Below are 13,946 nucleotides of genomic sequence, written 5' to 3' on the forward strand. Positions count from 1 at the left end.
AATACTTCATTCCTCTTTTTTTGTTTTATCTACAGCATATTATTTTTTCTAAGTATGCAATTTGTTAATGGGCAAGTAAAAAATGATAGTTTAAAGTATTATTCTCAATTAGCTTTAAAACCACAGCGTCCAGATGACTTAGATAAAGCCTTTAATTATTTTCAAAATCATTATGAAAATGCAGCTCAAAACAATAAATTATCCTTTGTTCTCAATGACCTCTACTATATTTCGAGTATCCATTACAAAAAAGGAGCTTATGAAGCTAGTGAAGATAAGGCTCTAGAAGCGATAAAAATTTTAGATGCCAATCTAGATTACGAAAAAAACACACAACTTAGAAAAAGCTTTTATACGCTTTTAGGTCTATTATATTACGAACAACGAAATCAAGCCAAGTGCTTAGAACTCTATGATAGAGTTTTAGAAATTACAGATAACGCAAGAGATAGTGCTATTGTTTACAATAATATTTCAAATATATATAGAAGGGATAAAAATTTAATTCAGGCTAAAGCACACTTACTCAAAGCTTACAAGGTATTGCCTAGGTTAACAGATACACTTGCTATTGCTCGTATTTTAGATAATTTGGGGTTTGTTTATTCACTTTTAAACGAAAGTTCTAAAGATTTACCGTTAATGCAATCCGCTTTAGAACTTAGAGAAGCAAAAAAAGACACCACATCACTGTATACAAGCTATTCGCATTTAGCGGAATATTATTATAAGGTAGACAGTTTAGACAAGTCCTTAAAAAATGCTTTAAAAGCTCAGGAATTCGCCAATCATATTAATTCGCCTATTTATAGGCATGATGCTTTAGGTATGTTAACTAAATTAAGTAAAGATAGCCATGCAAAAGCCTATAAAATACTTAATGATAGTATAACTAATGCAGATAAAGAGCGTGCAAGTAAAGATGCTTTCTTAAAATATGATAATTCAGAATTTAAAAGAAAAGCTTTAGAAAGTCAGTTAAAAGAGGAGCAACAGAAAACGAGAACTATCATTGCCGTTATTGCAGGTGCTTTTATTACGTTAGTATCAATCTTTATTTATTTCTTATTGAAATCTAAGCATAGAAAGGAAAAAATACAACAAGTGTATGACACTGAATCAAGAATTTCTAAGCAAATACACGATGAGGTTGCCAACGATGTCTTTCAGTTTATGACAAAACTAGAAAGTGAATCACTAAGTAATAGTCATCTCATAGATGATTTACAAGATATATACAGTAAAACAAGAGACATTTCAAAAGAACATGGTTCTACAGAAGGCGATGATCTATTTGAAGACGTTATTAAAGATTTAGTTTTAAGTTTTAGTAATGCTTCTACAAGTGTATTAGCCAAAGGTAATGCTGATATTGATTGGGAATCATTTTCTAAAATGAAAAGAACTACCATCTATAAAGTGTTGCAAGAACTATTAATAAATATGAAAAAGCATAGCCACGCTTCGATAGCCGTTTTAGCATTTAAAAATGAAGGAAAGAAAATCGTTTTAAATTATTCAGATAATGGTGTTGGTTGTAACTTAAATAAAAGTACAGGATTGCAAAATGTGGAAAACCGTATTGAATCTCTAAACGGAACAATTACTTTTGAAACAGAACCTCATAAAGGATTTAAAACCCAAATTATTATTTAGTCATGTTTAAGAAAGTTTTAATTGTAGATGATCATGATGCTATTACTAAAAGCGTTCAGCAAGTACTAGCACACTGTAAGGTTAAAACTGTAGACGTAGTGCAGTACTGTGATGATGCCTTTTTAAAAGTGAAACGTGCAGCACTAGACCAACAAGACTATGATTTAGTGATTACAGATTTATCCTTTAAAAAAGACCATCGTAATGCTAATTTTGAATCTGGAGAAGCCTTAATTGCTGCGTTACGCAAAGATTTTACTGAATTGCCAATAATCGTTTATTCAATGAAAGATCAATTACAAAAAGTAAGATCTTTAGTCCATCAATTTGGTGTTAATGCCTACGTGTGTAAGGATAGGAAGGGGTCAATTCAATTGGAAGAAGCTATAAAAACAGTGGCACAACAGCATCGTTATTTATCGCCTCAAGTAGCACAAGCAGTTAGTCCAAAAAGTCATTTAGAAATTTATGATTACGATATTCAATTGCTAAAATTACTATCTAATGGTCTATCACAAGAAGAGATTAGCCACCAGTTTAAATCTAAGGATATTAGTCCAAATAGTTTAAGTACTATAGAGAAACGATTAAATAAACTTCGTATTCAATTCAAGGCTAATAATGCCATACACTTAGTGGCAACGGTAAAAGATTTAGGTTTAATTTAAAAAAGATAGTCTTTTACGGATTGCCGTAAAAAATATTATTGCGTTGTTTTTAAGTTTGAAAGATTTCTGCTTTTAGGGGATGTAAGGGAAATTGTTCTATCGTAGAAATTAAAATAATTGAAGAGGTATTCTTAATTGAATACCTCTTTTTTTGTGCATTAAGGTTTTCCGTAAGGAAGTCTTTTATTTTGGTTTTAAGTTCGCGATGGAAAGTCGGAATAAGCCGAAAACAGAATTAAAGCAGAAGTAGGTAAACAATAAATGTATTATTAAATGAAAAGATTATCTATGTTATTAATTGTGGTATCAATGTGCTTTACAAGTTGTGCTGCTCACTATGGATTACCTCAAAATTACAACCAGAATACGACAGAAGTGGTGTTGACAGAAAATAACTTTAAGGTTGTAAATATAGCTAAAGGAGAAGCCTCAGCGACCTATATTTTTGGTATCGGTGGATTAGCTAAAAACGGCTTAGTTGCAGAAGCAAAAGCTAAAATGCTAAAATCAGCTGGTATGGAAGGTGCATCAAGAACTGTGATTAATGAATTGGTAGAAGTAAAGACTAGCGGGTTTTTATTTTTCTTTAATAAATATAAAGTAATTGTCTCAGGTCAAATAATTGAGTTTCTATAATTTTTGCTATTAATTAGATGCTTTGCAGAGCCTTACGGAAATCCGTAAGGTTTTGTTTTTTAATGGTTTTATGTTTGAGGATAACTTTAACTATAACATAATAGATAATATGATATCAACCGAATTAAAAAGTCATTTTTTAAGACTTTATCAGATGGCCTTCTCAGATGACAATTTTGATGTGCTAGAATTAAAAATGTTATATCGTTTTGCTGAAGAAAGAGGAGTGTCAGAAGTGCAGTTGCAACAAGTTCTTTTAAACCCTTTAACTGACGACGCAAAAATTCCTGAAACTTTAAATTTAAAAATAGAATACCTCAATGATTTAGCTAAAATGATATGGGCTGATGGAGTTGTAACGGAAGATGAAAGAAACACTCTATTAAAATATTGTAAAAGATTTGGTTTTTTAGATGAAAACCTACAACAATTAGTGGACTTTTTACTAGAGTGCGCTAAACAAAAATTGTCAGTTGAGGAAATAATTACAAAAATTAACGAATAAATATGGAGAAGTTAAGAAATTTATTTGCTGTTAAGAAAAATCAACCAGAGGAAGAAGAATTAGACAATAATATAACTAATCAAGATAATATTAGGATAACTTATTACCAAAGTGGTTTTGCTGCGGCTCAAAAGGCAACTGGCAAACCGATTGTTTTAAAAGCTTGTCTTCAAAATGTATATAATAGTTTTGAAGATCAATGCAGAAATCAAAAGATTGAACAAGAAAAACTTAAAAAGCCGTACCATGAAGAAATTGAAAGACAAAAATCTGAGATAAAAAAGTTAGAAACAGCAAAGGAAATTAATGACGAAAAACAAGTAGAATATAATGATAAAGTATCGCAGATAAAGGATGACATTATTGATGTCAGAGTTAATCCTAATAATCACGGATTAATAGTAGAAAGAAATCCGAAGATTAAGTTTTACATTGGTCTTGCGCTCTTATTGCCAATTACACTTTATTTATTAGTATTTTATATTTCAGCATCATATTCAGTGTTTTTTAAAGAGTTTAACGATGATAGTTTGTCTTCTGCAATATTTGATGCACAAGCATTTTCAAAAGCTCTTCAAGATGGTGCATTAGAGGCCATACTTATAGTTACTATTCCTTTTGTATTCATGGGCTTGGGTTATATTATTCATATGATGCAAAAAGTACCAGGAGTAGCGAGTAAAATTAAGTTGTTAGGTCTATTTATTATAACATTTTTGTTTGATGGACTGCTTGCATACGTTATTGAAAAAAAGATTTACGAATTTAATAGAACACCTTCATCTCCAGATTTTGATTTAACTATAGCTATTAAAGAATCTGAATTTTGGGTTATAATTTTTGCGGGTTTTATTGTTTATATTATTTGGGGATTAGTTTTTGATTTTATAATGAAAGAGCACGAAAGTTTAGATAAAATTAATGTGTTTATAAGAGCAAAACAAAAAGAGTTAGCCAAAATAAATTTAGAATTAAAAGAAAACGGAATAATAAGTGATTCAATAAAATCTAAAATTACTGAAGCGAAAGGGAAAATTTCAGAAGCTCAAAATAAAATTGATGGTTTTATTTTTCCTGTTAAGAAATACCTTCATTACCATCATCAATATGTAGAAGGTTGGTTTCAGGCAATTGGAACAGAGATTGCATTGCCAGCAAGACAAAAAGATGAGTTATTAGAGAATTGCCAAACCATCTGCAATAATCATCTCATTGCATTAAACCTTAATGAAGACTCTACACAGCATACAATATATACCCAAAATTAGATTATGAATAGATTATTAATAATTACCGCTTTTTCGTTAACACTCCTTGGTTGTGCTTCAGATTCTAATAAGCAGGCGGAGAAGGAAATTAAAACGAATTCAACCACAAAAAAAAATAAGCAGATTTCTAATCTAAACATTAGTATTCTGCTTGATTTGTCCGATAGAATTGATACCACAAAATACAATAATCCCAGTATGCAATTTTATAGAAGAGACGTTGGTTATTTAAACTCGGTTGCTGAGGCGTTTGAAGATGAGATAAAACATAAAAAATCGAGACATTTAGACGATAAGATTCAGTTGTATTTTGATCCAGAACCTTTAAATCCTAAGATTAATGATTTGTCTAATCAGTTAAAATTCCATGTAACTAGAGATAATGGCACATTAGACTACATAAATGCAATAAGTTCTACTTATGCTTATTTTGGGTTAGAAATATATAAACAAGCTTTAAAAGATGCTAATCACGATAATGGTTCAGATACTTGGGGCTTTTTTAAAAATAAAGTAAAAGATTATTGCATTGATAAAGACTACAGAAATATTTTAGTAATATTAACTGATGGCTATATTTTCTATGAGGATAGTAATTTAAATGAAGATAATTTATCATCGTACATTACTCCAAAAAAAATAAGACATAAAAAATTGAATTCATCTAACTGGAAAGAGATAATAGAATCTAATAACCATGGATTTATTCCTGTAAATCAAGATTTGTCTAATCTAGAGATATTAGTTTTAGGTATAAATCCGTCAACATCAAATAATAATGATTACGACTATGATGTGCTTAAAAAATATTGGTCAGATTGGTTGTATGGAATGGGCTTAAAGGAAGGTAATTTTGAATTTAAAATGGCCGAACTACCCGCAAATATGGATATAATAATTAAAAATTTTATAAAAAATAAATAGGAAATTCATTAATGAAAAAAATACTTTTTATAGGCTTAGTTATTACGTTTCTTAGTTTTTCTAATAACTCAAATGAATTAGATTTTAATAGCGTTGAAAGTATAAAATTAATTACTTGGAACATCCAAGACTTAGGCCAATCAAAAAACAATGAAGAAATAGCGTTCATCGCAAAGACATTAAATGATTTTGATGTCGTTGCTATCCAAGAAGTTGTGGCTAAGCATCCAGGAGGCGCACAAAAAATTGCTCAAATTGCAGATGAGCTTAATAGAAAAGGAAGCAAGTGGGATTATAGAATTAGTAACCCTACCAAAAGCCCTTCTGCTTATATGAGTGAACGTTATGCTTTTTTATGGAAAACAAGTAAAGTGAGTTTAAAAGGAAGAGCATTCTTGGATAGTGAATTAGAATCTCAAATAATTAGAGAGCCTTTTATCGCAGAATTTAAAGCTAAACATAAGGATTCAACTTTTTTTGTTGTTAACTTTCATTCTAGAAAACATAACGATTTACCAGAATTAGAAATTGTACTATTTAAAGAATATCAAAAGCGACTAAATTCTGATAAAATTATTATATCAGGTGATTTTAACTTAAATGAAGAACACAGTGTTTGGAATGATTTTTATGATCAAGGTTATAGTTCAGCAGTTAAGAACTCAAAAACGACTTTAAAGCGAAAATGTAAAAGTGGAGATTATTTAAGTCATGCTATAGATAATATATACTATTCCAAACAAATAAGTTTTATTAATTCTAGAGTTGTTGATTACATCAAAACTTGTGAAAATTTAGCAACAGCAAGATTAATATCAGATCACTTACCTGTTGCTTTAGAATTTTCACTTTGAAGTAATATTTCTAATAATTGCGGAATCCCATAATATTAAGTGGATAGACCTTTTTAATTTACATCTCAGTATTAATTAAAATAGTAAATAATGACGGATAAAATTAAGTTAACACCAAAGCGCATTACGTTTATAAAAACTTATAATGATTTTAATAACGAAGAAATACTCAGAGAGTTATTATTTGCGCAACAATTACAAATTGATAAATTAGAAAAAATTCGCAGTAATACCTCAAAATTAGTATGGTGGTTAATTGCTCTGCCAATAATTTTTGGGTTTTTTACAATGTTACTTGGGTTAGGTCGTCTCTAAGTTTAAAATATTAAAAAATATTATGTGATTTGTTTGTTTTTTCTACCTTTAAAATCCCTTAATTTTTAATAGTCTTTTCCCCTTTGTGAAATGTTTTTACAAAACGAATAAACTAGTATGTGCTCATAACTAAGCATCAATTAAAAACCTACTGAATGGCAGAATGTATTACATGTGGAGGCTACACCAAATTTAATGGTGGTCTCTGTTATAAATGTTACAAAAAAGAGAATAACAGCGAAGACGTTGCTGTTGCAGAAAAACCAAAAGCTAAACCCAAAACTAAAACGAGTACAACGAAGGTTGATAATACCAAAGATAGTGCAGCCGAAAAAACTATAGATGTTGCGACAAATAATTTTAATTATAATCTAACAAAAGGTAGAATTGCAGAGACTTTAATAGAACGTTTATTTGTAGATTTAGGCTTTCAGGTGTTTCAATATGGAATGGAAAATACTATTCCTGGTATTAAAGATTTACTAAGAGGTGTTAAAGATGATGTGGCAATGAATATAAGGAGAATGCCAGATTTGGTTGTTTTTAAAGACAATCAAGCACATTTTATTGAAGTTAAATTTAGAGCAAACGGTTGTTTTAAGTTAAGCGATATTGATAAAAATGGCGATTATCCATACCAAAATGCTTTAATTGTTTTAATGTCTAAAAAACATATAAAATGTATATCTTTCGAAGAGCTACAGGAAGGTAAAGAAATAACAGAAACGAGCCGAAACTATTTAGGTAATAGAAAAGAATTTGATACCGATAAAGATAAAATTATAGAATACTGTAATTACGCTGTAAAATTCTTTCAACACGTATAAAACAACAAATGTCAGAAGACCAAAAACAAGCATTACTAAAACAAACCCTCTGGAATATTGCCAACGACCTTCGTGGTAATATGGATGCAGACGATTTTAGAGATTATATATTAGGCTTTATTTTTTACAAATATTTAAGTCGAAAAATGAAACTCTACGCCAACGAAATTCTAGAACCAGATGGTTTAAGTTACGATACCGTAGAAAGCCACGAGCAAGCCGAAGACTTATTGGAAGCCATTCGTTACGAAGCATTAGACAAACTTGGTTATTTTCTTAAACCAAGCGAACTCTTTAGTGAGTTAGCAAAACGTGGTAATTCTGGCGGCAAAAACAACTTTATACTTGGCGATTTAGCCAACGTGCTCACTAGCATAGAGCAAAGTACCATGGGAAGCGAAAGCGAAGACGATTTTGGTAACCTGTTTGAAGACCTCGATTTAACCAGTAGCAAACTAGGGAAGACCGAAGACGCTAAAAACGAACTCATAGTAAAAGTACTTACCCATTTAGAAGGTATCGATTTTGACCTAGAAAACTCAGATAGCGACATCCTTGGTGATGCCTACGAGTATTTAATTGGGCAATTTGCCTCTGGAGCAGGAAAAAAAGCAGGCGAATTTTACACACCACAACAAGTCTCTAAAATATTGGCGCAATTAGTAACCACAAATAAAACCAAACTAAAAAGCGTGTACGATCCCACTTGTGGTTCTGGCTCGTTGTTATTACGTGTGGCTAAAGAAGTAGGCGACGTAGGCGAATTTTTTGGGCAAGAAAGTAACCCAACAACCTATAACTTGTGCAGAATGAACATGATTATGCACGACGTACACTACAAACGTTTCGATATTTATAACGAAGACACCTTAGTAAACCCAAGCCCAAACCATATAGACAAACGTTTTGAGGCCATAGTTGCCAATCCACCATTTTCGGCAAACTGGAGCGCAAGCCCATTATTTATGAGCGATGATAGGTTTTCGGCATACGGTAAACTAGCACCAAAATCTAAAGCAGATTTTGCATTTGTGCAACACATGGTACACCAACTAGACAATAATGGTACAATGGCTTGTGTACTACCACATGGTGTATTGTTCCGTGGTTCAGCCGAAGGACATATTAGAAAGTTTTTAATAGAAGACAAAAACTACCTAGATGCCGTTATAGGTTTGCCAGCAAACATATTTTATGGTACAAGCATACCAACCTGTATTTTAGTGCTAAAAAAGAAGCGAGAGCAACCAGAAAGCATTTTATTTATAGATGCCAGCCAACATTACGAGAAAGTAAAAACTCAAAACGTTTTACAAGACCAGCATATTGATAAAATAGTAGAAACTTACAGAGCGTATTGTCATTCAGAGCGCGGCGAAGAATCTCAAGCTACTATTGATAAGTATTCATACGTAGCCATTTTAGACGAGGTTAAAGAAAACGATTACAACCTAAACATACCACGTTATGTAGATACCTTTGAAGAAGAAGAACCCATAGATTTAACCACAGTAGCCAAAGACCTAAAAGCCTTGGAGGCAGACATAGCAAAAACAGATGCTACCATTGCAGACTTTTGCAAACAGTTAAACATAGAAACTCCTTTCTAATGGCAAACGAAAACAAAACGTCATCGAAACCGTCATTGCGAGAGCCTGTTGCGAGGAACGAAGCAAACTCGACGAAGCAATCTCATAAAGCGAACGGAAACAACAAACAGATTACTTCGGCTAAAAAGCCTCGCAATGACGTACCCAAACTACGCTTTAAAGAGTTTGAAGGGGAATGGGAAAAGAAAAAATTAGTTTCAAAAATTGATTTTATTGCTGGTTATGCTTTTAAAAGTTTTGAGATGAAAAGTGTTGATAGTAAATATCAATTACTTAAAATGTCAAATATTTATAAGAGTGAATTACAATTAGATAGAAATCCATCTTATTGGGAAGAAATTGATTCCAAACTTGAAAAATATTTACTTAAGAAAAAGGATATTCTTTTAACATTAACAGGGACAGTTGGAAAACGAGATTATGGTTATTCAATTGTTATTCCTGAAAATAATAGATTCTTACTAAATCAAAGACTTGTTTGTTTAAGAGCAAAACCAAATGAAAGTGATGCTGATTTTGTAAATAATCTTATAAAAACATCAAGATTTTATTATTTCTTTTTTAATGAATCAAAAGGAGGAACAGGAAATCAAACTAATGTTGGAATTGACGACTTGAGAAATATCAAATTATTATTCCCCAACCTCCCAGAACAACAAAAAATAGCCAATTTTTTAACAGCAGTAGACACCAAACTACAGCAACTAACCACCAAAAAAGAAACCCTAGAGCAGTACAAAAAAGGCGTAATGCAACAACTGTTTAGCCAACAATTGCGCTTTAAACCAGACGTCATTGCGAACGCAGTGAAGCAATCTCATGAAGCAAACTCAAAACAATCTGTCACTAATGAATACCAAACACAATTCCCAGATTGGGAAGAGAAGCGGTTGGGAGAAATTGCAACTAAAAAATCATCAAACATTGCAGCTAATACTATTGAAGAAAATATAGGTGATTATAAATTATATGGAGCATCAGGTTATTTAAAAAGCATTGACTTCTATAGAGAAGAGGAAGCTTTTGTTTCAATAGTAAAAGATGGAGCTGGAGTAGGAAGAACTTTATTATGTGAACCTAAATCTTCAGTTCTAGGAACATTGGATATTATTTCACCCAAAATAAAAGTGAATTTGTATTTCCTTTATTCGGTTTTAAACAATATTCGGTTTAATAAATATATAATTGGAAGCACTATTCCTCATATATATTTTAAGGATTATTCAAAAGAGAAAATTGAAATTCCTTGTTTCGAAGAACAACAAAAAATAGCCAATTATTTAAGTGCTATAGATAAAAAAATAGAAGCCGTACAAACGCAAATAAGCAACACGCAAGCGTTTAAAAAAGGGCTGTTGCAGCAGATGTTTGTGTAAAACGTACTGTCATTGCGAACGGAGTGAAGCAAACTCATGAAAGTAAACGTAAACAATAAACAGATTGCTTCACTGCGTTCGCAATGACGTAAACGAGACGCAATGACATATGAAACCAGGATACGTATACATACTAACCAATAAAAACAACACCACACTTTATGTTGGTGTAACCGCTTATTTAAAACGGCGCATCACTCAGCATAAAGAAAAACAAGATAAAAAATCGTTTACAGCAAGATATAATTTAACTAAATTAGTGTATTACGAAGCACACCAAAGCATTGGAGATGCTATTGGCAGAGAAAAACAATTAAAAGCAGGAAGCAGAGCAAAAAAAATAGCATTAATAGAACGTATAAATCCAGAGTGGGCAGACCTCTTTAATGAATTATGACAAAACAATCCGAAGCACAACTAGAAAATAACCTAATTAAACAATTAGTAGGTTTAGGCTACCAAAACGTAACCATACAAGATGGCGATGCTTTAGTATCTAATTTAAAAGCCCAATTAGAAGCGTTTAATAAAACGGTGTTTTCTACTAAAGAGTTTGATACTATTTTAAACCATTTAGCAAAAGGCAACGTGTTTGAAAAAGCAAAAACCTTACGCGATCGTTTCAACATTACCAGAGACAATGGCGATAGTTTTTATGTGCGCTTTTTTAATAGTGAAGATTGGACGAAAAACTTGTTTCAAGTCACTAATCAAATCACTCAAGAAGGGACTTACAAAAACCGTTACGATGTAACGTTGTTAGTAAACGGTTTACCTTTAGTGCAAATAGAGTTAAAGCGTCGTGGTTTAGAAATAAAGGAGGCTTTTAACCAGATTAATCGTTATCAAAGGCATTCGTTTTGGTCTAATCATGGTTTGTTTCAGTATGTGCAATTGTTTGTTATTAGTAATGGCGTAAATACAAAGTATCTAGCCAATAATAAATTGCAATCTGTTAAGCAAACCTTCTTTTGGGCAGATGTAAATAATAAAAACATAACAGATGTAACAGCGTTTGCTAGTTCATTTTTAAACCCAAACCATTTGGGTAAAATGATTGCAAAATATGTGGTACATAACGAAACGCATAAAATATTAATGGTCTTACGTCCTTATCAGTTTTATGCCACAGAAAAGCTGGTGAATCAAGTCGCTACAAGTAACAACAACGGTTACATTTGGCACACCACAGGTTCTGGTAAAACCTTAACGTCTTTTAAAGCAAGCCAAATTATTATGGACTTGCCAAACGTACACAAAGTCGTATTTGTAGTAGACCGTAAAGATTTAGATTACCAAACCATGTTAGAGTTTAATAGCTTTAAAAAAGATAGTGTAGATGTTACAGACAATACGCAATCTTTGGTTAAGCAATTGACTGACGATTCTAAATTGGTATTAACTACAATTCAAAAACTAAATAATGCTATTTCTAAAGCCAATTACGAGAAAAGCTTAACGCATTTACAAGATAAAAAAGTGGTCTTTATTTTTGACGAGTGTCATCGCAGTCAGTTTGGAGATACACACAAAAAAATTACCGAATATTTTAAAAGCAGCCAACTCTTTGGCTTTACAGGCACACCAATTTTTAAAGACAATGCCTCAAAAAACGATTTAGGAAAACGAACCACCAAAGATTTATTTGGAGTTTGCTTGCACAAATACGTGATTACAGATGCAATAAAAGACCAAAATGTATTGCGCTTTGGTATTGAGTATGTTGGTAAATACAAGCAAAAAGGGAATACACTTATAGATATTGAAGTTGAAGCTATTGATACGGCTGAGGTGTTTGCAGATGAAAAGCGACTAGAAAAAATTGCAGATTATATGATTGCATATCACAATCAGAAAACGTTTAATAAAGACTATTCGGCATTATTTGCAGTAAGTAATATAGAAACGCTGATTAAGTATTACGACATCTTTAAACGAAAAAAAGAAGAAGGCGAGCATAATTTACGGATTGCTACTATTTTTAGTTATGGTACTAATGAAGATGATGAAGATGCACAAGATTATATTCCAGGAGACCAATTACCACAAGCAGCAGAATCGCAACCGCAATACAAAACTAGCCATACAAGAGAAAAGTTAGACGAATATATTTCGGATTACAACCAAATGTATAATACCAGTTTTTCTACTAAAGACAGTCAACAGTTCGAAAACTACTTTAAAGACATCAGTAAGCGTTTAAAAGAACGCGAAAAAACAACATTTCAAGACAAAGACCGATTAGACATTGTTATTGTAGTAAATATGATGTTAACAGGTTTTGATGCTAAAAAGGTAAATACATTGTACGTTGATAAAAACCTAAAGTACCATGGTTTAATACAAGCGTATTCTAGAACCAACAGAATTTTAGGAGAGCAGAAGTCGCAAGGAAATATTTTGTGCTTTAGAAACCTTAAAAAGGTAACAGATGAAGCGATTACTTTGTTTTCAAACAAGGATGCAATTGAAGATATAATTCTTCCTCCTTACGAGACTATTGCAGAAAAGTTTGATGACGCTTTAAAAAATCTACTTGAAATTGTACCAACCTTTCAAGAGGTTGATAATTTACCAACTGAAACCGAAGAGTTAGCATTTATACAAGCGTTTAGACGTTTGTTACGTGCTAAAAATGTATTAGAGTCGTACACCGATTTTGATTGGGAAGATTTAGGAATTAACGAGCAAACGTTTGAAGATTACAAAAGCAAGTATTTAGATTTATACGATAAGGTTAAGAATGATAGCCAAAAGCATAAGACATCAATTCTAGACGACATCGACTTTGAGTTAGAACTCATTCATCGCGATCAAATAAATGTAGCATACATTTTACAGCTTCTAGCAAAGCTTAAACATGCAAAAACAGAAGATGCTAAAGCACAGAAAAAGGCAATTATCGATATGCTTTCTGGTGATGTTCAATTACGAAGTAAACGCGAGTTAATAGAGAAGTTTATTGAAGAAAATTTACCACATATTAGTGATGTAGATGCTATTCAAGACGAATTTGAACGCTTTTGGCACGAAGAAAAGATACTAGCTTTAGCTAAAATTTGTGAAGAAGAACACTTAGACCAAAAACAGTTTAAAAGCTTAATAGAAAGTTATACGGATTATGGAAGAGAACCATTGCGTGACGATATTTTTAAGTGTCTAGACAACAGACCAAGTATTTTAAAGGCACGTGAAATTGGAGAACGTATTTTAGATAAAATGAAGGAGTTTGTACAGGTGTTTGTTGATGGAATGACAGGATAATTGCATTATTTAGAACTTTTTTTATGTTTATGCACTTTGAAGC

At 31.8% G+C, this 13,946-nt stretch carries 13 protein-coding genes; all 13 read left to right on the forward strand.

Features of this window, described 5'->3' with window-relative positions; translation table 11 throughout:
- Positions 1–54: 54 nt before the first annotated feature.
- The 13 genes from HNV08_RS07210 to HNV08_RS07270 all read left to right on the forward strand — a co-directional run bounded on the left by HNV08_RS07210 (position 55) and on the right by HNV08_RS07270 (position 13,903).
- Positions 55–1,656: a tetratricopeptide repeat-containing sensor histidine kinase gene (locus HNV08_RS07210; protein WP_173280495.1), complete on the forward strand. Its 1,602-nt coding sequence runs from the start codon at positions 55–57 to the stop codon at positions 1,654–1,656.
- A 2-nt stretch (positions 1,657–1,658) separates the two neighbouring features.
- On the forward strand, positions 1,659–2,324 hold the full coding sequence (locus tag HNV08_RS07215; RefSeq protein ID WP_173280496.1) for a DNA-binding response regulator: 666 nt from the start codon (positions 1,659–1,661) through the stop codon (positions 2,322–2,324).
- 273 nt (positions 2,325–2,597) lie between these two features.
- Positions 2,598–2,960 carry a DUF6567 family protein gene (locus HNV08_RS07220; protein WP_173280497.1) on the forward strand — a complete coding sequence of 121 codons (363 nt, stop codon included), beginning with the start codon at positions 2,598–2,600 and terminating at the stop codon, positions 2,958–2,960.
- A gap of 109 nt (positions 2,961–3,069) precedes the next feature.
- Positions 3,070–3,465 (forward strand): TerB family tellurite resistance protein, encoded by a 396-nt coding sequence (locus tag HNV08_RS07225; RefSeq protein WP_173280498.1) that lies wholly within the window; start codon positions 3,070–3,072, stop codon positions 3,463–3,465.
- A 2-nt stretch (positions 3,466–3,467) separates the two neighbouring features.
- Positions 3,468–4,733: an ABC transporter permease gene (locus HNV08_RS07230; RefSeq protein ID WP_173280499.1), complete on the forward strand. Its 1,266-nt coding sequence runs from the start codon at positions 3,468–3,470 to the stop codon at positions 4,731–4,733.
- Positions 4,734–4,736: 3 nt separating this feature from the next.
- Complete coding sequence (locus HNV08_RS07235; protein WP_194241982.1) at positions 4,737–5,657, forward strand: hypothetical protein; 921 nt, start codon at positions 4,737–4,739, stop codon at positions 5,655–5,657.
- Between the two features lie 11 nt (positions 5,658–5,668).
- On the forward strand, positions 5,669–6,511 hold the full coding sequence (locus HNV08_RS07240; RefSeq protein ID WP_194241983.1) for an endonuclease/exonuclease/phosphatase family protein: 843 nt from the start codon (positions 5,669–5,671) through the stop codon (positions 6,509–6,511).
- A 90-nt stretch (positions 6,512–6,601) separates the two neighbouring features.
- Positions 6,602–6,826, forward strand: coding sequence for a hypothetical protein (locus tag HNV08_RS07245; RefSeq protein WP_173280500.1), 225 nt, complete (start codon positions 6,602–6,604; stop codon positions 6,824–6,826).
- A 155-nt stretch (positions 6,827–6,981) separates the two neighbouring features.
- The gene (locus HNV08_RS07250) at positions 6,982–7,653 is read left to right on the forward strand and encodes a hypothetical protein (protein WP_173280501.1); all 672 of its coding nucleotides are present in this window, start codon (positions 6,982–6,984) and stop codon (positions 7,651–7,653) included.
- Positions 7,654–7,661: 8 nt separating this feature from the next.
- Entirely contained in the window at positions 7,662–9,263 is a 1,602-nt protein-coding gene (locus tag HNV08_RS07255) for a type I restriction-modification system subunit M (RefSeq protein WP_173280502.1), read from the forward strand.
- A complete protein-coding gene (locus HNV08_RS07260) occupies positions 9,263–10,639 on the forward strand; it encodes a restriction endonuclease subunit S (RefSeq protein ID WP_173280503.1) in 1,377 nt (458 codons plus the stop codon). Before HNV08_RS07255 ends, HNV08_RS07260 begins: the two co-directional genes overlap by 1 nt.
- A gap of 109 nt (positions 10,640–10,748) precedes the next feature.
- The gene (locus HNV08_RS07265; protein ID WP_173280504.1) at positions 10,749–11,036 is read left to right on the forward strand and encodes a GIY-YIG nuclease family protein; all 288 of its coding nucleotides are present in this window, start codon (positions 10,749–10,751) and stop codon (positions 11,034–11,036) included.
- A complete protein-coding gene (locus HNV08_RS07270) occupies positions 11,033–13,903 on the forward strand; it encodes a type I restriction endonuclease subunit R (protein ID WP_173280505.1) in 2,871 nt (956 codons plus the stop codon). The genes HNV08_RS07265 and HNV08_RS07270 overlap by 4 nt, the downstream gene beginning before the upstream one ends.
- Positions 13,904–13,946: the final 43 nt, after the last annotated feature.

Source organism: Winogradskyella eckloniae (assembly GCF_013249045.1).
Taxonomy (GTDB): Bacteria; Bacteroidota; Bacteroidia; order Flavobacteriales; family Flavobacteriaceae; genus Winogradskyella; species Winogradskyella eckloniae.

Excerpts from the sequence above, each read along its gene's own strand:
- HNV08_RS07220 (WP_173280497.1), top strand. The coding sequence starts at position 2,598 with ATGAAAAGATTATCTATGTTATTAATTGTGGTATCAATGTGCTTTACA.
- HNV08_RS07255 (WP_173280502.1), top strand. The coding sequence starts at position 7,662 with ATGTCAGAAGACCAAAAACAAGCATTACTAAAACAAACCCTCTGGAAT.
- HNV08_RS07210 (WP_173280495.1), top strand. The coding sequence starts at position 55 with ATGCAATTTGTTAATGGGCAAGTAAAAAATGATAGTTTAAAGTATTAT.
- HNV08_RS07265 (WP_173280504.1), top strand. The coding sequence starts at position 10,749 with ATGAAACCAGGATACGTATACATACTAACCAATAAAAACAACACCACA.
- HNV08_RS07215 (WP_173280496.1), top strand. The coding sequence starts at position 1,659 with ATGTTTAAGAAAGTTTTAATTGTAGATGATCATGATGCTATTACTAAA.
- HNV08_RS07230 (WP_173280499.1), top strand. The coding sequence starts at position 3,468 with ATGGAGAAGTTAAGAAATTTATTTGCTGTTAAGAAAAATCAACCAGAG.
- HNV08_RS07225 (WP_173280498.1), top strand. The coding sequence starts at position 3,070 with ATGATATCAACCGAATTAAAAAGTCATTTTTTAAGACTTTATCAGATG.
- HNV08_RS07270 (WP_173280505.1), top strand. The coding sequence starts at position 11,033 with ATGACAAAACAATCCGAAGCACAACTAGAAAATAACCTAATTAAACAA.
- HNV08_RS07250 (WP_173280501.1), top strand. The coding sequence starts at position 6,982 with ATGGCAGAATGTATTACATGTGGAGGCTACACCAAATTTAATGGTGGT.
- HNV08_RS07235 (WP_194241982.1), top strand. The coding sequence starts at position 4,737 with ATGAATAGATTATTAATAATTACCGCTTTTTCGTTAACACTCCTTGGT.
- HNV08_RS07240 (WP_194241983.1), top strand. The coding sequence starts at position 5,669 with ATGAAAAAAATACTTTTTATAGGCTTAGTTATTACGTTTCTTAGTTTT.
- HNV08_RS07245 (WP_173280500.1), top strand. The coding sequence starts at position 6,602 with ATGACGGATAAAATTAAGTTAACACCAAAGCGCATTACGTTTATAAAA.
- HNV08_RS07260 (WP_173280503.1), top strand. The coding sequence starts at position 9,263 with ATGGCAAACGAAAACAAAACGTCATCGAAACCGTCATTGCGAGAGCCT.